Below are 19,470 nucleotides of genomic sequence, written 5' to 3'. Positions count from 1 at the left end.
AGATTATCGTATTTTGTGGGTAATTCGTTTATCACAAGACGCTATTGATACGAGTTTCTGTCTAAAAGGGCAGTGATCCTTCGCCCATCACCGTGGTAATATGATGATAGTGTCAAAACAATAATTAAGAATGTGGATATATGTTTGAGCCAAAAAGACGGGCTAGATTAAAGTGGGCGTGCCGCAGAGGGATGTTGGAACTTGATGTGTTGCTCATGCCTTTCGTAGATGAAGCCTTCGATTCGCTTGATTACGAACAACAAGAAATATTCGAACGCTTACTTACCAGCGACGACCCGGACTTGTTTGCCTGGTTTATGGGCCATCAGCAATGCCAAGATCCAGAGCTAGCTGGCATGGTGTCTACTATCGTTAATCGTGTCAAAGTACAGGGTTAAACTCAGTTATTCGCCGTGGCGACATGTAGTAGGAATACTCATTCTTATTACAGCTTTAGGCTTCAGTATTATAAATTTGCCTGAAGCCTTGTGGACGTGGGTAAGCCCAAGCTGGCTTTGGTTGTGCGCGCTTGTGTGTGTGCCGTTGTATATAACCTTCTGCCTGCATATATGGTGTAGGTCAAGCAAACTGACGACGGTGCCATGTAATGATGTTTACACGCTTACAGGCGATGTTACATTGCGGGCGTTGATGGTATCGGGTGAAGAGGTTTATTCGCCAGCGGTGAATCTTCACAAGTCTTCATTACTGTTCCCATGGGGTCTTACCCTCAATGTAGAACGAACTGCGCGAAAATGGTACCAGCCGTATTACGAGCATGTACGCTGGGTATTAAAAGGTGAATGCTCTGAAGCAGATTATCGGCGACTATGTCGAGCAATAATCTTCGCTCAAGGAGCGGGCCAAACAAGGAATAACATTGATGTTTCGTGAGTATGTAAAAGCTTTATTTAAACGTGTCGATACCCGACAGTTAATGCAATTCAAACCACCCACATTACCGCCTCGTATTTACACTAAGCAAATTAATGTTGATAACAAGCACTACGGGGCGTTCTGTCAGGAAGTGGCCTGGCCAGATGCTGCAACCATGCATCCTTTGTATGTGCAAATGCTGTCTCTGCCCCTTCAAATGCAGTGTTTACTTGATAAGAAAAGCCCGTTTCCGCTGCTAGGGTTAATACATGCTGCGAATCGTGTAGAAGTGCTAGAAGAATGCGATTTAAGCGACGCTTTTGAATGCCGTGTTCGATTCAGCAATGTTAAACCACACTCCCGTGGCTGGGAAGTTGATGTTTCCTTGGACGCTTTTCAACAAGGGCGCTGTGTTTACAAAGCAGTAAGTAGCTACTTGGTGAAGGTGAAAGCGGTACACGTGGCGCCCAGAGCACCTTTGCAAGATACTACCGAAGCCTGTGTTGATAGCCCTAAAAACTTGCTTGCAGAGCTTGATGTTACGGCCGATACAGGCAGACGTTACGCGAAAATTTCTGGCGACTATAATCCCATTCATTTGTTTGGGCTAAGTGCCAAAGCATTTGGCTTTAAACGCCCCATAGCGCATGGAATGTGGACACTAGCCCGCGCGTTATCATTCGTACCGGTATCCGATGGTCAGCATATTTCAGATGTGGTTTGCCGTTTTAAACGGCCCGTTATGCTGCCTTGCAGTATTAATATCTATCAAATGTGCCGAGATGAAGACCGCTCTATTTTGGAAATTACTAGCAGTGATGATCAGCAAGTACACCTAGATGCTGAAGTATCGACACTGTAGCTTGAAGCTGTTATTCCGACACGGTATCAAGTCTACTATCATCAACGGGTAAGTCAGCCTGCTTAGTTTGGTGTTTTTATAACGTGCTATATTTGCGTGCTATGACTTTGGTACTTTGTAGTAGATTTAAAAAAAAAGCAGAGTAAAACTCAAAGTCGCAATATAAATAGAAAAGCCCACTTCCTAATGTAGTGTATTGAACACTCTGTATTAGGAAGTGGGCTTTTTCGTATTTCTATTGTATATCCAAAACACGCAGATAACGCTAAGGGGACGCGTAAATTCACCCAAAACCGTTAAGAAATAAGTGTTCCTGGTACCGATGGTAAGGCATCTTTTTCGGGGCACAAAAAAGTAGGTTGAGGGTTATCAAGTTGTCCCGGGTGATCCAGGTTGAAGTGTAGACCCCGGCTTTCTTTTCGCTGCATAGCGCAGCGCACAATTAATTCAGCAACAGTCACCAAGTTTCTTAATTCAAGAAGGTTATTGCTTACCCTGAAGTGTGCGTAGTATTCAGCAATTTCTTGTTCCAGCAAGTTAATTCGGCGCATGGCGCGTTCTAACCGTTTGTCAGTACGAACAATGCCTACATAGTCCCACATAAATAAGCGTAGTTCGTGCCAGTTATGCTGAATAATAACTTCTTCATCAGAGTCTGATACCTGACTTTCATCCCAAGGCAAAATGGCTTCTTCACAGGAGGCTGAAGGTAACGAAGAGATAATATGCTCGGCGGCAGCGCTGGCAAAGACAACACATTCTAACAGCGAGTTAGATGCCATGCGGTTTGCGCCGTGTAAACCGGTATAGGCGACTTCTCCTATCGCGTACACATTGACTAAATCTGTTTTTCCATTGAAGTCGGTTACAACGCCACCGCAGCTATAATGAGCTGCGGGCACTACAGGGATAGGCTCTCGGGTAATATCTATACCTAATGAGCGGCATTTACGATAAATATTAGGAAAGTGTTTAACGATAAAGTCAGCGGGTTTATGACTGATATCTAAATACATACAGTCAGCGCCAAGGCGCTTCATTTCATAATCGATGGCACGTGCAACCACATCCCTGGGCGCTAAATCGCCACGCTCGTCAAACTTGTGCATAAAACGGGTGCCATCGGCGTGACATAAGTTCGCGCCTTCACCACGCAGGGCTTCTGTAATAAGAAAATTTCGGGCTTGCGGGTGGAATAAGCAGGTTGGATGAAACTGATTGAATTCCATGTTGGCAACACGACAACCTGCACGCCAGGCCATAGCAATGCCATCACCGCTGGAAACATCTGGGTTTGAGGTATATTGATATACTTTGCTTCCACCGCCCGTTGCCAATGAGATGAAGGGCGCGCGAATGACTTCAACGTGCTCTTGTTGGCGGTTCCACACATACGCGCCAATCACTCGCTTTTTATCGTCCTTCGATGGGATAAGGTCGATAGCGTTGTAACGTTCAAAGACGTGAATATTAGGGTGAGCAGAAACAGCATCGTTTAATGTTATTTGCAGCGCTTCACCGGTAGCATCGGCGGCGTGAAGAATACGTCTGTGACTATGCCCACCTTCACGGGTAAGGTGAAAACGTTCTTCACCAGACTCAGTTGTTTCGGTATCAAAGGGTACGCCGTATCCAATAAGCCAGCTTAACGCTTCTTTTGCTCGTTCGGTAGTAAAGCGCACGGCTGGTTCATCGCATAAGTCTCCGCCTGCTTTTAAGGTATCTTGCACATGAGCATCGATAGAGTCTTGCTCATCGAACACCGCGGCGATGCCGCCTTGGGCATAACGGGTAGACCCTTCATTACGATCGCTCTTACTGAGCACGATAACCTGACAGTGGTCGGCAAGCCTAAGTGCAAGGCTAAGCCCTGCTGCGCCGCTACCTATAATCAGTACATCACATCGATGTTCAATTGAATTTGATGTGGAAGTTAGTGAAGATGACACTGATTTCATGTATTTTTGTATATATTAAACGAGCAAAGGTTCGGCAAGTCTAAAGGATGAGTGGCAAAACACAATGATCCAGATGGCTTTCCCTCAGCATTTTTAAATATTTTTAATGCTAATACAGAACTTTTTGTAACAGTACGCGTCTATATCAATGCTTGTTAGAGCTATTGGGTAGTTGAAGTAGGAGTAATGGCTCGAATGAGCGAGCAGATAACCGACCAACAATTGGTCGAAAAAGTACAGCGTGGCGATAAAAATGCATTTAACTTACTGGTAACTCGCTATCAGCATAAAGTCATGCATTTGGTATCGCGCTATGTAAAAAACAGCGGTGATGTGGCTGATGTTACCCAAGAAGCGTTTATTAAAGCTTATCGGGCATTACCAAACTTTCGTGGCGACAGTGCGTTTTACACTTGGTTGTACCGTATCGCGGTAAACAGTGCTAAAAATTATCTGGTTGCGCAAGGAAGGAAGCCCCCCGCGAGTGATGTCGACGCAGACGAAGCAGACTTTTACGAAGGCAGTGATGCGCTCAAAGAGCAATCCACGCCAGAACGTAGTTTGTTAACGGATGAAATTGAAGAAACCTTATTTAAAGTGGTGGAAAAGTTACCCGATGACCTTCGTATGGCAATAACCCTTCGTGAAATAGAAGGGCTAAGTTATGAGGAAATTGCAAATGTGATGTCGTGCCCAGTAGGTACGGTTCGCTCTCGAATTTTCCGAGCGCGAGAGGCTATCGATAAAGTGATTCAGCCATTGTTAGAAAATTAAATATAATGAAAATGAACTTTCATTATATTGAGCAGACTAACAGCTGTGTTAGGGTATTAATTGATCACAGTTGATCAGGAAATGAATTTATGACGCAACAGCAAGAAAATTTGTCCGCTTTCATGGATGGCGAAATAGATGGCGATGCAATCATCGATGCGATTAAGCAAGATGATGAATTACAGGCCAAATGGAAACGCTACCATGTAATTAGGGGCGCAATGCGCAAAGAAGCAAGTGTCGCACCGCAGTTAGATATTACTGCTAGCGTTGCCGCCGCGCTTGAAAGTGAGCCTGCTATTGTCGCGCCAAAAGCGTCACGCTGGCGTTCAATTCCAGTACTCGGCAGCGTAGTGCCATTCGCGAAACAGTCTGGCCAGTTTGCCGTTGCTGCATCAGTTGCGGTAGCAGTGATTTTAGGTGTTCAACACTTCAATCAACCTGCGCCAACCGAGCCTTTCATGACAGCACCTACGGCAGGCCCGCAGGGTGGTTTAGCGCCAGTTAGTTTAGAGCAAACTCGCGCATTGCCTCGCAATGACATGAACGAAGTATTAGAGAAAAAGCGCAAAATTAATGCACTTATTGCCGATCACGAGCAACAAGTAAAATTGAAACAAGCGCAAGAATCTGAAACTGACGATGCCGAGGCGAGTGCAGATAACCGCCCGTAAGCAGTTCATACGACGCTCAATAAGAATATCGTTTAATGAAAATAGATTATCGTAATATCGTACCAGCGCTTTTAGTGCTGGTACGCGTGTTTTTAGCCAACGTAAAAGTAAGTATTCGCCCTCGGATTCTCATCGGTGCCATGACCTATGTCGTCATAGTGTCTTCAGGTTTATCGTTTAGCAGTGCAGCGCAAGAAAACGAATCTGCACAAAACACATCTTCAGAAAGCGCTCAAACTTCATCTTCAACCTTGCCTTTACCTGCAGATGCTTCACAAACTCCGTCCCAAGCAGTACCTCAAGCCACTGATCTGGTGGTAGTGAATGCACACCCTCAAACCACATCAGATTGGCTTATGCAATTAAGCGAAGTGGTGAAAACCCAGAACTTCGAGGTTGCTTTTGTTCAGAGCCGTGCGGGACGTGAGACCATTCCCTTTTTATGGCGGCATGGTGTGCTAGAGGATGGCACCAGCATGGAGCAACTCAATTTACAAAACGGGCCAGGCCGCGAGCAAATTCGTGTTAATGGTATAGTCAGTGTGTTTGAACCTGATGTGTCACCTTATAGTCTTCGTTCTGAATTTATCAATGGGCCAATTCCCAGCGAACTTCTTCATCATCCTGAGAGATTGAAAAGCGGTTATGAATTTGTCTCTGTGGGCCGAGCCCGTGTTGCAGGGAGACCTGCTCAACAAATCCGTATTGTCAGTCGCGATAATAGTCGTTTTAGCTATCAACTATGGTTAGACGAAGATTCAGGCATGGTATTGAAACTTAATATGCTTGATTTACAGGGCGGATTATTAGAGCAAATACAAGTGACTTCGCTTAAAATAACCGATACCCCTGATGAGTATTTTGCACGAATTAATCAGGCGTCTTTACCCAAACCGATGGCATTAACGCAAAAGCAATCTCGCCAACCTAATTGGGAAGTTAAGTATTTGCCTAATGGTATGGAAGAAGTACGCGGCGATACCCGCCGGTTAGCGCTAACTGGGCAAGTGGTAGAGTATAAAATGTACAGTGATGGGTTGGTAGATGTGTCTGTTTATGTGCAACCAGCAAAAGATGCCCTTGGTGGTGATTTAGTGCTTAGGAACGACTTGAGTACTTTTTTAACCCTTACTGATGGAAATACGCAAGTGACAGTGGTGGGTGAAATACCCCTGCAAACCGCTAATGCTATTGCTACCTCACTTTCCCCAACGGCGGAAAAATAGTGATTACCGAAACCGCGCGTGTTGTCGCTGTAGAGGGTGATCTTATTACCGTCGAGGCTGCCATTAAATCAACCTGTAGTAGTTGCCAAGCGCAAAGTGACTGCGGAACGGGTGCCATTTCCAGAGCGTTAGCGCCGAAAACTCAGCAGCTAACGTTGCGTTCACCAATGCCGGTAGTGATAGGGCAAGATGTGACAGTGGGTGTGCCTGAAGCAGGAGTGTTAAGTGCCTCGGCGTGGCTGTATTTATTACCCTTAATGGTTTTCATCGCAGTTTTTGCATTTGCGAATGCCACGCTATCTTCCATTGGGCTTAGTCATGAATTGTGGGGTTTACTCCCCGCCGCGACGTTTACCTTTGTAACTTATAAAGCCATCGCATTTAAGCTTAAACGACTTGATAAAGGTAAGTTTCAACCCGTACTGTTGAATACTATTTAGCGTAATACTTGCGCTAATTCGGTATTATTATGACGAAAATGGCTACTTTGGCTTACACTATTTCTATCTTTGGCAATATAACCCACAAGCTTATTCGCTTTTGTGTAAAGAAATGGGTAAAATCCGCACGCGCTAGCTACAACACAAACAATAGCTACCATTCTTTTTTATATTAATGAATTTTTCTGCAGGTAATTTCCAGCATTATGCAACAATCGCACATTCGTAACTTCAGTATTATTGCTCATATCGATCACGGTAAATCGACTCTTTCTGACCGCCTTATTCAACATTGTGGCGGGCTAGCCGATCGTGAAATGGCTGAACAGGTTCTTGATTCAATGGACTTGGAGCGGGAGCGTGGAATTACTATTAAAGCACAAAGCGTAACGCTTAATTACACTGCTAAAGACGGTGAAGTTTACCAGTTGAACTTCATCGACACTCCCGGACACGTAGACTTTACGTACGAAGTATCTCGCTCACTTGCCGCATGTGAAGGTGCATTGTTGGTGGTTGATGCAGGGCAGGGTGTTGAAGCACAAACATTAGCCAACTGCTATACTGCCATGGATATGGACATGGAAGTGGTGCCTATTTTAAATAAAATAGATTTACCACAGGCGGAACCAGAGCGCGTAGCCGAAGAAATTGAAGACATTGTTGGTATAGATGCCATTGACGCTGTGCGCTGCTCGGCGAAAACAGGTATTGGTATTGAAGATGTCCTTGAAGTTATAGTAAATAAAATTCCTCCTCCGGGCGGTAACCGTGAAGAGCCGCTAAAAGCGCTTATCATTGATTCATGGTTCGACAACTACCAAGGGGTGGTGTCATTAGTTCGTATCGTAGAAGGTGAGCTTTCTAAGAAAGACAAAATTCAAATCATGTCGAATGGTCAAACTCACCAAGTTGATAAAATTGGTGTGTTTACCCCCAAAGCTTTAGATACAGGCGTACTTCGCGCTGGTGAAGTAGGCTTTATTATTGCGGGTATTAAAGACATCCAAGGCGCACCGGTTGGCGATACTATTACCCTAGCAAGACAACCCGCTGTAGGTGCTTTACCTGGATTTAAGAAAGTTAAGCCGCAGGTTTACGCAGGTATTTTCCCGATCAGTTCAGATGACTACGAAGATTTTCGTGATGCGTTAGCTAAACTAAGCTTGAACGATGCTTCATTATTTTATGAGCCAGAAAGCTCGCAAGCGCTAGGCTTTGGATTCCGCATTGGGTTCCTGGGCATGCTTCACATGGAAATTATTCAAGAGCGTTTAGAACGGGAATACGATCTTGGTCTTATTACTACAGCACCCACGGTAATCTACGAAGTAGAAACCACAAAAGGTGAAATTTTAAGCTGTGATAACCCGTCTAAATTACCGGCGGTAAACGATATTGCCGAAATTCGCGAGCCATTGGTTGAAGCGAACATTCTGGTACCGCAGGAATACCTAGGTAACGTCATTACGTTGTGCGTTGAAAAGCGTGGTATGCAAACCGCTATGACGTATCACGGTAAGCAAGTGGCAGTAACCTATGAGTTGCCTATGGCTGAAGTGGTGCTCGATTTCTTCGATCGTTTGAAATCAACGAGCCGTGGTTTTGCCTCTCTTGATTATAACTTCAAGCGTTTCCAAGTCTCTGACATGGTACGTGTAGATATTATGATTAATGGCGAGCGCGTAGACGCGTTAGCGATGATAACCCACCGTGATAATTCACAAGGTCGTGGGCGTGAATTGGTTGAAAAACTGCGTGAGCTTATTCCTCGTCAGATGTTTGATATCGCTATTCAAGCCGCTATTGGCAATCATATTATTGCCCGTAGTACGGTGAAACAGTTACGTAAAAACGTTATCGCCAAGTGTTACGGTGGTGACGTGAGTCGTAAGAAAAAACTGCTTCAAAAGCAAAAAGATGGAAAGAAAAGAATGAAACAGGTAGGTAATGTTGAATTACCGCAGGATGCATTCCTGGCAATTTTGAAGGTAGGTAAGTAATGGCCAATTACTTTTCGCTTATTTTAGTACTTCTAACGCTAACCACGGGGCTTGTTTGGCTGGTGGATAGTATGGTGTTTGCACCAAAACGAAAGGCGCGGTTACAGGAATTAGCAAAAGCGGAAGGGGTTAACTTTGCAGGCGAACCCCAACTTCCTTACTTGGTTGATACCTCGCAGCAAATATTTCCGGTTATCGCTTTTGTATTAGTGTTGCGTTCGTTTATTTACGAACCATTTCAAATACCATCAGGCTCGATGATGCCAACCTTGTTGGTGGGCGACTTTATTCTGGTTGAGAAGTTTTCTTATGGGATAAAAGACCCGGTTTTTCGCAGTAAACTAGTGGAAACCGGTGTACCAGAACGCGGCGATGTCGTGGTATTTAAATACCCTGAAGATACCTCAGTAGATTACATCAAGCGTGTTATCGGGGTGCCTGGCGACACTGTGGTGTATCAAGATAAGCAGGTTTATATCAAGTCGAAATGCGAAGGTGCTGTGAAAAACTGCGGGAAGCTTACGGCTATGCCGCTAGATTTCGTCGGCCGAGACGAATTTGTTCAAGACATGGCTAAGCTTATGCGTTACACCGAAACGCTAGGTGATAATGAACACGACATACTGCGCCACCCTGTCAGAGAGATTTCTTCAAGTAACTTCTATACTCAGCCAGGTACACGTAGCAATGAATGGATTGTACCTGATGGTCATTATTTCGTATTGGGCGATAATCGTGACAACAGCCGAGACAGCCGTTTTTGGGGCTTTGTACCGGACGAAAACTTAGTAGGTAAAGCTGTTGCCATTTGGATTTCATTTGAATTCGAACGCGACCGCGACAGTGTTTTACCAACATGGATCCCAACGGGCGTTAGATTTGAACGCGTAGGTGGCATTAATTAATGCAGGGTATTGATAAATATATTCGCTTAAGTAAAGCGTTAGGGTACACATTTAATAATGTAGCCTTGCTAGAGCAAGCGTTAACCCACAGAAGTGCTGCAAAGCAGCACAATGAAAGATTAGAATTTTTAGGCGATGCTATTTTAGGTATGGTTATTGGTGAAACCTTGTTTAAGCGTTTCCCAGACGTACCAGAAGGTAAGCTTACCCGTATGCGTTCAACCTTAGTAAAAGGTGATACGTTGGCCGAATTGGCCCGTGAAGCGAGTATGGGTGAGTTACTACACCTTGGTCCCGGTGAGCTTAAAAGCGGTGGTCATCGTCGCAGTTCAATATTGGCAGACGCGGTGGAAGCTGTGTTAGGCGCAATTTACTTGGACTCAGGGATGGATGAGGTCTGTAACGTTATTTACCATTTATGGGAAAGCCGTATTGAAGCGTTAAACCCCAATGCGCACCCTAAAGACAGCAAAACCCGTCTTCAAGAATACCTGCAAGGCCGTAAACTGCCTTTACCGTCCTATGAAGTTATCTCTATTTCAGGGAAAGATCACGCTCAAGTTTTTGAAGTTAGCTGCACAGTGACGACGTTAGATAAGCCCGTTTCGGCATCTGGAAATAGCCGAAGAAAAGCCGAGCAGGAAGCAGCAAGACTTACCTTGGAGACACTCGATGACACAGCCAAATGATACAACCCGATGTGGCCTAGTCGCTATTGTAGGGCGCCCCAATGTAGGTAAATCGACACTGCTTAATAGATTGCTTGGGCAAAAAGTGAGTATTACGTCGCGTAAACCACAAACTACCCGTCACCGTATTTTAGGTATCGATACTGAAGGCGATTATCAAGCCATCTACGTCGATACTCCAGGCCTTCATAGCGAAGAAAAAAGCGCCATGAACCGTTATATGAACCGAGCCGCTTCAAGTTCTCTTGCCGAAGTGGGTTTGGTGTTGTTCGTGATAGAAGGTACACGCTGGAACGACGACGATGAAATGGTGTTGTCTAAAGTGAAAGCCTCAGGTCTACCTTGCTACCTTATCGTCAACAAGATGGATAAAGTAGAAGATAAAGAAGCCTTTATGCTCCATCTTCAAGGCCTATCAGAAAAATATAAGTTCGAACATATTATCCCCATTAGCGCGAAACAGGGCAAAATGGTGGATGATATCCGAGAACTTGTTGCCAATAGCCTGCCTGAAAGTGAGTTTTTCTTCCCCGAAGATTACATTACCGATCGCTCAAGTCGCTTTATGGCCGCTGAAATCATTCGCGAAAAGTTAATGCGCTTTACCGGGGATGAACTTCCTTATGCTACAACCGTAGAAATTGAACAGTTTAAGCTAGCTGAAAACGGCGTATACCGTATCAGTGGTCTTATTCTTGTAGAGCGTGAAACGCAAAAGCGTATGATTATAGGCAAGGGTGGCAAGCACCTGAAAACCATTGGTGAACATGCCCGCAAAGATATGGAAAACCTGTTTGATAATAAAGTTTTCTTAGAAATGTGGGTTAAAGTGAAACAAGGTTGGGCTGACGATGAACGTGCTCTACGTTCGTTAGGTTATTCAGACGATAGTTAGCACTCAGCAATTATCTGTTTTGGGCTCAACGGAATACGCGTTAGCCCAAAACATAATTTAAAAAGTGTAGCCCAAATCATAAGCCCAAACGTATCAGCTAAAAAATCAGCGAGCATCCATTAGTCACAAAGCAATATAAAGGGGTAGGTATGGCAATTTCTGATATGCGCAGACAGTATGCAAAAGGGAGTCTGCAAGATACAGATCTCACCGCGGATCCTTTTTCATTATTTGACCGTTGGCTAAAAGATGCCATCACCGCTGAAATTCCCGATCCTACCGCTATGACAGTGGCAACGGTTGATGCCACAGGACAGCCTTCTCAACGTATCGTGCTATTAAAAGATTTAAGTGAAGCAGGGTTTGTCTTTTTCACTAATTTAGGCAGCCGTAAAGCAAAAGAGCTTAGTCAAAACCCTAAGGTTTCATGTCATTTCCCCTGGTTTTTCATGGAGCGACAAGTGAGAGTGTGCGGTGTAGTAGAAAAGCTTTCCTTTAAGGAAAACGCGGCCTACTTCCTTTCTCGCCCTAAAGACAGCCAGTTAGCAGCTTACGCGTCTGAGCAAAGTAAGCCTATTAGCAGCCGTGAACTATTGCATACCCAGTTTGCCCAAATGAGACAAAAGTTTGAAAACAAAACGCTACCTGCACCTGACTTTTGGGGCGGCTTTCGTATTGTTCCTCACCAAATCGAATTTTGGCAAGGCGGTGAAGACAGGTTACACGACCGCTTTGAATACAACCGTGATGAAAATGGTAACTGGAACACTCAGCGTTTAATGCCTTAAGAGGTATTAATCATGGCATTCTTTAATGATTGATAGCCACTGCCATTTAGACTTGCCAGCATTTCAAGGTGACTGGCAGTCGGTGATAAGCCACGCAACCAGCGCAGGCCTAACGCGCATTCTTATTCCTGGTACGCAAGTGTCGCAGTGGTCAACTCAACTCGCTATCCAATCCTATGCCAACCAAAATACGAAACCTATTTCGATAGATATCGCGTGTGGTCTGCACCCTTACTTCTTGTCTACCCACGAAACTGATAATGACAGCGCGTTAAGCATCCTAGAACGGCTTTTGTCTCAATCTAGTGCTCGTATGGTAGCATTAGGTGAAATCGGCTTAGATGGTCACATAGCGTTACCTATGCTGCGTCAAAAAGAGATATTTGAAGTGCAGTTACGTTTAGCGAGTGAATACGCCCTTCCTGTTATTTTGCATCATCGAAAAAGCCATCATCTTATTTTTGAAAGTCTTAAAAAAACAGGATTTGCAGAAGGCGGCGTTATTCATGCATTTTCTGGCAGTATAGAGGTGGCCAAAGCGTATATTGAGAAAGGTTTTTATATTGGCGTAGGGGGGACCATTACCTATGACAGAGCGAAGAAGACGAAAGAAACCATCGTTTACTTACTTAAGCATCACCCAGACCGATTACTACTTGAAACTGATTCGCCTGATATGCCCATGCAGGGGCGACAAGGCGCTCGAAACAGCCCTGAATACCTTGGGGAAGTGCTAGAGGCACTGGGTAAACTTGGGGAGTATGATACACAAACACTAGACGCCATTACCACGCAAAATTACTTCACGCTTTTTCACAACACGCTTTTTCGTAATAGCCAGAAAAAGGCCTAAAACAGGTGAAGTTTGCTGGCTTGGATTAATTGAAATTAGCAAAAATGTCACTCAAGACTGAAAAACTCGAATTATCCACGGGCGAAACTTATAAAACCCTCGTGTTATATAAACACCCACAATCAGCGCCAACACAATAACGGCGCTAATAATAAGCCACAATTGCTGGCGAAGCGTTAACGGACTGGAAAGTACCACCTCAGTGTCGATATTGACGTTCAAATAGCCAATTACCTTGCCGTTATCATCGAGAATTTTTTCAACATGAGTATTGGGAGCAACGTCCCGTTCTCGGGCTAACGCTACCACACTGTCGACTCTTGGTAAGGGCGCAATATAAATGCCTTGGGCATTAAATACGCTTAAAGAGATAACGGCGGGTTCTTCTAATGCAATGGCAATTAAACGGGCTAGTTGAACCGTGTCTTGTGCCACTAATGCAGGCTGTAAGATTTTTGAATATTGACTGCTAATGCTGGTACCCGGTTGGGCCGTTTGTACGTCAACCCAATGGGTCTGGTACTGCTGGTACATGAGAAATAGACCCACTGCCAATGCCACCGCGGTAGCCATGATAATAGTATGGATAAGCCGCTTGAACGCAGTGTAAGCTGAGTGTGAAACGCTGTGTTTGTGAGCAATGCGTTCGCTTTCTAAGTGGTTCAGCATTTCGCCTTAATTTCCTTTATCTTTATGCGCTAACAGTAGGGTAATTTTGACTAATTTGAAAGTGTGTATTTCCACATGTGTAATGTTTGGGTAGCATATGGGCAAGACTAACAAAGGTTTGAATAAATAGTGATCACGTTTTTAAACGAAATACCGCCGAATGCGATGCATGATACCTCTTTTTTATCTACGCAGCTTACCACAAAGTCGCCCAGTGAGGATGAAGCTGGTCTTTCCATTCTAACCATTATCGGTCAAGCATTAACCCCATACATTGTTAGTCAGGTTGTTGAAGGGTTTAGCGACGTTTTTGAGGCTACATCAATTCACTTACATCCGTTCCACAACAAACTCGGTGATGGCGTGGTGGTAGTGAAAGGCCGCTTAAGTGAAAACGCCGACTCCCAAGCTGATACTACAGTGCCAGCCCTAGTAGCGACATTATCGGCCCGATATCACGTGGATTTAGGCATTCAAGATACTCAACCATCGCTCAACGAGCCAGGCCTTCTCGTGATGGATATGGACAGTACATTAATTGATATTGAGTGCATTGATGAAATTGCCAAACTAGCGGGCGTCGGTGAGCAAGTGGCTGCTGTAACCGAACAGGCCATGCGTGGCGACATAGCATTTAATGATAGCTTGAATCATCGAGTGGCCTGCCTAGATGGTGTACCAGAGCAACAGCTTCAACAAATACGTGATAGCTTGCCCATCATGCCAGGTGTACAGCTGCTGATTGCTATTCTAAAACAATACAATTGGAAGCTTGCTATTGCTTCAGGTGGTTTTACTTATTTTGCCAACCATTTAAAAGCCCGTTTAGATCTTGATGAAGCGGTTTCAAATACTTTAGTGATAGAGCAGGGCATATTGACCGGCGAAGTGTCTGGCGAAATTGTGAATGCTGAAGTAAAAGCGCGAACCGTGAAAGCGTTGGCCGAACGTTGGGGAGTTCCGAGCGCTCAAACGGTTGCCATGGGCGACGGTGCAAACGATTTAGTGATGATGGCCGAATCGGCGTTAGGGGTGGCGTGCCATGGAAAGCCAGTTGTGAACGAAAAAGCTGACGTTGCTATTCGATTGGGCAGCCTACATTGCCTATTGTACTTTTTGTCTTTGTAGATGATCGTTGACTAGGATGCATATTTGATTACTAGCAGCGCTGTGTTAAGCGCGAAGAATAAGTAGTAAGCACAAGCTCTGAAGGTTGTATCAGAGCTTGTTTTTATTTCGCAAATGCTTGGTCTTGTAATAATGCTTGAATACCGGACTGAGCGCGCTCTTCTGCTTTCGCTTTAGTGTCTCGGTTAGCGGTAATGGTGTCGTCATCGAATTCATATCTAATCAATACTTCATCGGTTACATCAATTAAGTGTGAACAAGCGGCTAAGCTCCAAAGCTTATTTTCAAGCTCCTTAGCACGGTGAATAGCATACACGCTAACGTAATTTATCTCTGTTTGTAACATCGATAAATCCGGTTTTCCTGTAGTGGTAAGCATCACGTGAATAGCAATAAATTGCCCTCGGTTTAACGCTTCAGTAATGAAGGTCTTACGCTGCTCATTATTCTCAAACCGGTGAGAATAGCGCGGAATAATAGCCATGCGAGGATCTTTTTGCTTGGCATCAAAAGAGATTAAAAGCTCTTGACGCAAGGGCATATTTTCCAGCTTCACCTGCTTAATACCGCTTTGCATGAAAGGGGTATCTAGCTTTCTGTCTCTGAATAAGAACTCTAAATTTACCTGACGCTTTTCCGTTAAGTAGGAGACTAGGCTTGAAACCCGTTCGTCCTGTTTTCCGATGATGCCCGCCTGCGGTGTGTACCTAACCCCTTCCTTGCTCATTAAGAAGGATAGTGAGGTCGCATTACGCGCATTAATACAGCGAAGTGCCTGACCCATACCCGGCAATTCTTCCTCGCCAGAGTCTTCTTTCAAGCTGTGTTTGTTCTTTTTAATCAGTTCTTCAAAAAACGCTCTAGCCCCTTTTCCAGCTTCACCCGTCGCGGCTTTTAAGTGCAGAATATTTTTCTCAGCGTTGTGGTAAATGACCGAGTATTGCAAATTCATTACGTTAAAGTTTTGCGTAATCTGCTGAAGGCGGGGGAAGGACACTTCAACTTGCCCTTCTAATTCACCGTCGTACTCCTTATTCAATTCAACACGAAGTCCCAATCCATGAACCGAGATATCTTCACTTACGCCAATGTGTACGCTGTCGTCATGAGGTATCCTAAGCTCGATTTGAGACCGCAAACGGTAGCGAGATTCTAAACGCTGATCTTCATACTTAAATCGGAATAACTCAACATTCGGGGTCTTCTGATTTCTAGGGTGACCAAAAACGCGAAGATGAGAAAGGCTGTCGCGGTTGAACTGTAATTCGTTGTACGCCTGTTGCCCATATATCGAAGTAACGTCAGTAACGTGAAGCAAGTATTTAAGGTTTTTCAACTTCGACATAACCCGAGGCGAAGGCGGTGTATTTTGGCGTTTTATTTTCGATCCCACAGAGTCTGGAATAGACAAGGGGGTATGGGCTTGCTCAGGTTGCATGTCGGTTAAGGTAAGCTTAAATACTCGCCAGCTGACCTTTTTGGAGCCAAAGCCTAAAAAAACCTGTTTTAGCATGTCTTTTTCTACAAGCTGCTCGTAAGAGGCCGAGTAAAAAAAGACTTTGTCATTTTGTAAATGGGTAAAGCTGAACACGAATATTTCGCGACGATGCGCAGGCATAGCGTGCAAGGTGTTCAATCTATTTTGTGACAGCAGAAAACCTAAGCGACACTCATCTTCTTCATCTTGCCAGTAGTTCACAGTTTCACGGTTAACTTCGTTAACCATAGCGAAACGAGGGATAAGCCGCTCTTCAATTACATCGATATAAATAGGCAGAGTAGGGCTTCTTGGCGAAAAGTACTGTTCACACGTTTTACTGGTTATTGCTTCGATGGTGTTGTTCATATTCACTTTATAACGGCGTTTATTTCCGTGAATAAAGCTTTCTAAAAACTTATCGAAACTGGGAGATGGGCGCTCTGTCGCGCGCTGTAAAGCTAAGTAGATAACATCTTTTTTGCGAACTGTTTTCACAAGACGGTAAGCAATGCCATTTTTCTTATCCATGGCAAACTCACCTTCAAGCCCACGGAAGTAGACTTGTAACAGCTCATTTTGTTTAAACAGCGCTTCTTTGGTGAGTTTGACTTGCAACCCTTCTAGCGACACATCAACGCTTAAGCCTTTAATCGAGTGATTACTTTCATTGAATAGCTCTACCGCAACAGCAAAGTTCATACGTTCTGTGCTGCGTTGACGATAATCTAGTAGGTTTACCGTTGGCACTTTAAACTGCTCTAAAATTGCAGAGCCTTTTTTGCGCGACGTATTTGAGGTTGTGCCTTTATCCCGCGCTTCCTCTGCTTTCTCACGAATAATGCGGTAATTGTTTTCAGTATTTTGAACGGCTTCGTAAACACCGAAAGTGTACCCACCAAATATCCTAATTTGCTCTTCGAATTTATCGACGGCAATTTCATCCATGTAATGGGTTCTGCCATCATGTAAGTAGCTGTTGCACTTACCATCTACTTGGCCACGTAAGTCTATTGATCGCATACAGGGTTTCGCAAGGCGTTTCACTTCCATTTTTAATAGAAAGCGTTTTTCCTTGGGAATATCACCACCAATTTGTAAAAGAACCTTATTGAATTCAGGCTCATTTACCAGTGGTTTCAATTGCTCAATTATGTCAGCGTACTGCTGTAAATCTTGGCTCATGTATGCACAACTTAGTTACTTTCTATTATTATAGACATTATTATTATCGGCACGAATGCTAAACCCATTAATAAACAGTGTTTTGCAAACTGCAACGCGAATGACGACTGGGATGAGAGTCTGACAAAACTGTTAGATGGGTTAGTGTGCCTTGGTATCTTAATAAGATAGAATACTCTTTTTCACGCTGGGATAAAACTGGAATATGGCAAAACGAAAAACGGCTTATGTATGCTCAGATTGTGGGGCTGAATTTCCACGCTGGCAGGGGCAGTGTTCTGAATGTAAAGCATGGAACACCATTAGCGAGTTTGTAGTAAGTAGCGCCAAAACCAATTCAAAACCAACTTTATCAGGTTACGCTGGGCAAACTGCCGCTAAAATAGAAATGCTCAACGCGATTGATTTGGAATCACTACCGCGATTTAGCGCAGGGTTTAAAGAACTAGACAGGGTATTGGGCGGTGGTATCGTGCCCGGCGCCGCTATGTTAATTGGCGGCTCCCCTGGGGCCGGTAAAAGTACACTATTACTTCAGGTAATGTGTCAAATGGCACAAACTGAAACGGCTTTATACGTAACAGGGGAAGAGTCGCTTCAGCAAGTAGCTATGCGTGCTAAGCGCTTGAACCTGCCCGATGATAAGCTAATGATGTTGGCGGAAACCAGCGTAGAAACTATCTGCGATCTGGCGTTAACCAAAAAACCTAAAATCATGGTTATTGATTCCATTCAGGTTATGCATGTGGCCGATGTGCAATCTGCACCAGGCAGTGTATCTCAGGTTAGAGAAAGTGCGGCCTATTTAACCCGCTTTGCAAAACAACACCATATCTCAATGTTTCTAGTAGGCCATGTAACCAAAGACGGCAACTTAGCTGGTCCGAAAGTGCTAGAACACTGTATTGACAGTTCGATGATGCTAGAAGGCGAGAGTGATGGGCGCTATCGTACGTTGCGTAGCCACAAAAACCGTTTTGGCGCTGTAAACGAATTAGGCGTATTTGCGATGACAGAAAAAGGGCTTAAAGAGGTGAATAACCCTTCTGCTATTTTTCTAAGCCGTGGCGAAAATGAAACCCCTGGATCGAGCGTTATGGTGATTTGGGAAGGCACGCGGCCGCTATTGGTAGAAATACAGGCTTTGGTGGATTATTCACAAATGTCTAATCCTAGGCGGATTGCTGTGGGGCTTGATCAAAACCGGTTGTCGATGTTATTAGCGGTATTGCATCGTCACGGTAATGTACAAATGAATGACCAAGACGTATTTGTGAATGTGGTTGGTGGCGTGAAGGTGAGTGAAACCAGCGCTGACTTGGCATTACTTTTAGCAATGGTATCGAGCTTTCGAAATCGCTCTTTGCCCAGAGATTTAATTGTATTTGGAGAAGTTGGACTAGCCGGAGAAATCAGGCCTGTTCCCAATGGCACTGAGCGCATTATTGAAGCTGCTAAACATGGTTTCAAACGTGCGATTGTGCCAAAGGCAAATGCGCCTAAACAGGCAGTAAATGGTATGAAAGTTATTCCTGTGTCTCAGCTTAGCGATGCGTTAGACGCATTAGAGTAAACCGCTTCAATTAGCGCGTTTAGTTCCTTTTCATTTAAATCAGCATCTTGGCTGTTAAGCAGTATTAAGCGCCTAAGTGCGCTTATGCTGTCCACATCCATTTGAGATACTTTGCAGCCTAAAGATACCGAATCTTTGCGGGTATCGTTCTGTCGATACAGTTGCTCAATATGCAGGGTGATAACCGGGCTGTCTTCATTTGCTCTGAAAGTGGCAGTGTAAGGATCGTGACTGTCGAAGGGCAATTCGTTAAGTGCATCTTCGTTTGCGCTTAATTTTACGCCTTGAAGAGAGACATCAATAATAATGACATCAATGCGCTTATCATGATGGGCGAGTGTTCCTTTTACGGCCAATGGAATACGTGTAAATAAGCGTTTGTCTGACATAACTTCCTCAAGCTTGAAAATCTTTGATTCACTCAGTATTAGTGATGTTAGTACACATGGCAACTAGCAATAAGTGTAGGAGTGTAAAGCAAGTATTTACGGCACA

Annotated in this window: 19 protein-coding genes; 15 read left to right on the top strand and 4 right to left on the bottom strand. The window is 44.3% G+C overall.

What is annotated here, in order from left to right:
- Positions 1-140 precede the first annotated feature (140 nt).
- The 3 genes from KYS23_RS14225 to KYS23_RS14220 are packed head-to-tail and all read left to right on the top strand — an operon-like array spanning position 141 to position 1,738.
- Positions 141-398 (top strand): FAD assembly factor SdhE, encoded by a 258-nt coding sequence (locus tag KYS23_RS14225; RefSeq protein WP_013783338.1) that lies wholly within the window; start codon positions 141-143, stop codon positions 396-398.
- Positions 379-894 (top strand): protein YgfX, encoded by a 516-nt coding sequence (locus KYS23_RS20990; protein WP_476726932.1) that lies wholly within the window; start codon positions 379-381, stop codon positions 892-894. Before KYS23_RS14225 ends, KYS23_RS20990 begins: the two co-directional genes overlap by 20 nt.
- Positions 884-1,738 (top strand): MaoC family dehydratase, encoded by an 855-nt coding sequence (locus KYS23_RS14220; protein ID WP_218419138.1) that lies wholly within the window; start codon positions 884-886, stop codon positions 1,736-1,738. The genes KYS23_RS20990 and KYS23_RS14220 overlap by 11 nt, the downstream gene beginning before the upstream one ends.
- 296 nt (positions 1,739-2,034) lie before the next feature.
- On the opposite strand, the gene nadB is transcribed toward KYS23_RS14220, so the two are convergent.
- Positions 2,035-3,696 carry an L-aspartate oxidase gene (gene nadB, locus KYS23_RS14215; protein ID WP_159532099.1) on the bottom strand — a complete coding sequence of 554 codons (1,662 nt, stop codon included), beginning with the start codon at positions 3,694-3,696 and terminating at the stop codon, positions 2,035-2,037.
- 195 nt (positions 3,697-3,891) lie between these two features.
- Between nadB and rpoE the strand changes: the two genes are divergently transcribed.
- The 10 genes from rpoE (at position 3,892) to KYS23_RS14165 (ending at position 12,943) form a co-directional block, all read left to right on the top strand.
- Positions 3,892-4,470: an RNA polymerase sigma factor RpoE gene (gene rpoE, locus KYS23_RS14210; protein ID WP_159532097.1), complete on the top strand. Its 579-nt coding sequence runs from the start codon at positions 3,892-3,894 to the stop codon at positions 4,468-4,470.
- A gap of 89 nt (positions 4,471-4,559) precedes the next feature.
- Complete coding sequence (locus KYS23_RS14205) at positions 4,560-5,144, top strand: sigma-E factor negative regulatory protein (protein WP_159532095.1); 585 nt, start codon at positions 4,560-4,562, stop codon at positions 5,142-5,144.
- Positions 5,145-5,179: 35 nt separating this feature from the next.
- On the top strand, positions 5,180-6,370 hold the full coding sequence (locus KYS23_RS14200) for a MucB/RseB C-terminal domain-containing protein (protein WP_218419137.1): 1,191 nt from the start codon (positions 5,180-5,182) through the stop codon (positions 6,368-6,370).
- On the top strand, positions 6,370-6,810 hold the full coding sequence (locus KYS23_RS14195) for a SoxR reducing system RseC family protein (RefSeq protein ID WP_159532091.1): 441 nt from the start codon (positions 6,370-6,372) through the stop codon (positions 6,808-6,810). The genes KYS23_RS14200 and KYS23_RS14195 overlap by 1 nt, the downstream gene beginning before the upstream one ends.
- Before the next feature lie 206 nt (positions 6,811-7,016).
- A complete protein-coding gene (gene lepA / locus KYS23_RS14190; protein ID WP_159532089.1) occupies positions 7,017-8,813 on the top strand; it encodes a translation elongation factor 4 in 1,797 nt (598 codons plus the stop codon).
- Positions 8,813-9,718: a signal peptidase I gene (gene lepB / locus KYS23_RS14185; protein WP_159532087.1), complete on the top strand. Its 906-nt coding sequence runs from the start codon at positions 8,813-8,815 to the stop codon at positions 9,716-9,718. The genes lepA and lepB overlap by 1 nt, the downstream gene beginning before the upstream one ends.
- Positions 9,718-10,407: a ribonuclease III gene (rnc, locus tag KYS23_RS14180; RefSeq protein WP_159532085.1), complete on the top strand. Its 690-nt coding sequence runs from the start codon at positions 9,718-9,720 to the stop codon at positions 10,405-10,407. Before lepB ends, rnc begins: the two co-directional genes overlap by 1 nt.
- Positions 10,391-11,302 (top strand): GTPase Era, encoded by a 912-nt coding sequence (gene era, locus KYS23_RS14175; RefSeq protein WP_159532083.1) that lies wholly within the window; start codon positions 10,391-10,393, stop codon positions 11,300-11,302. The genes rnc and era overlap by 17 nt, the downstream gene beginning before the upstream one ends.
- Positions 11,303-11,451: 149 nt before the next feature.
- On the top strand, positions 11,452-12,090 hold the full coding sequence (gene pdxH / locus KYS23_RS14170) for a pyridoxamine 5'-phosphate oxidase (protein ID WP_218419135.1): 639 nt from the start codon (positions 11,452-11,454) through the stop codon (positions 12,088-12,090).
- 25 nt (positions 12,091-12,115) lie between these two features.
- On the top strand, positions 12,116-12,943 hold the full coding sequence (locus KYS23_RS14165) for a TatD family hydrolase (protein ID WP_159532079.1): 828 nt from the start codon (positions 12,116-12,118) through the stop codon (positions 12,941-12,943).
- A gap of 51 nt (positions 12,944-12,994) precedes the next feature.
- Here the strand turns inward: KYS23_RS14165 and KYS23_RS14160 are convergent, their stop codons facing one another.
- Positions 12,995-13,612, bottom strand: coding sequence for a hypothetical protein (locus tag KYS23_RS14160; RefSeq protein ID WP_218396051.1), 618 nt, complete (start codon positions 13,610-13,612; stop codon positions 12,995-12,997).
- Between the two features lie 126 nt (positions 13,613-13,738).
- Here KYS23_RS14160 and serB point away from each other — a divergent pair, with 126 nt between their 5' ends.
- Complete coding sequence (gene serB / locus KYS23_RS14155) at positions 13,739-14,740, top strand: phosphoserine phosphatase SerB (protein ID WP_218396075.1); 1,002 nt, start codon at positions 13,739-13,741, stop codon at positions 14,738-14,740.
- A gap of 103 nt (positions 14,741-14,843) precedes the next feature.
- Here serB and KYS23_RS14150 read toward each other — a convergent pair whose 3' ends face one another.
- Positions 14,844-17,402 (bottom strand): PilZ domain-containing protein, encoded by a 2,559-nt coding sequence (locus KYS23_RS14150; RefSeq protein WP_159532075.1) that lies wholly within the window; start codon positions 17,400-17,402, stop codon positions 14,844-14,846.
- Between the two features lie 205 nt (positions 17,403-17,607).
- On the opposite strand from KYS23_RS14150, the gene radA reads away from it, so the two are divergent.
- A complete protein-coding gene (gene radA / locus KYS23_RS14145; protein WP_159532073.1) occupies positions 17,608-18,975 on the top strand; it encodes a DNA repair protein RadA in 1,368 nt (455 codons plus the stop codon).
- On the opposite strand, the gene KYS23_RS14140 is transcribed toward radA, so the two are convergent.
- Entirely contained in the window at positions 18,942-19,364 is a 423-nt protein-coding gene (locus tag KYS23_RS14140; RefSeq protein WP_159532071.1) for a PilZ domain-containing protein, read from the bottom strand. The genes radA and KYS23_RS14140 overlap by 34 nt on opposite strands.
- Between the last annotated feature and the right edge of the window lie 106 nt (positions 19,365-19,470).

This window comes from Alteromonas lipotrueae (genome assembly GCF_019249255.1).
GTDB lineage: Bacteria > Pseudomonadota > Gammaproteobacteria > Enterobacterales > Alteromonadaceae > Alteromonas > Alteromonas lipotrueae.
The sequence above is the reverse complement of the archived record's forward strand: the minus strand, read 5'-3'. Positions and strand labels throughout refer to the sequence as shown.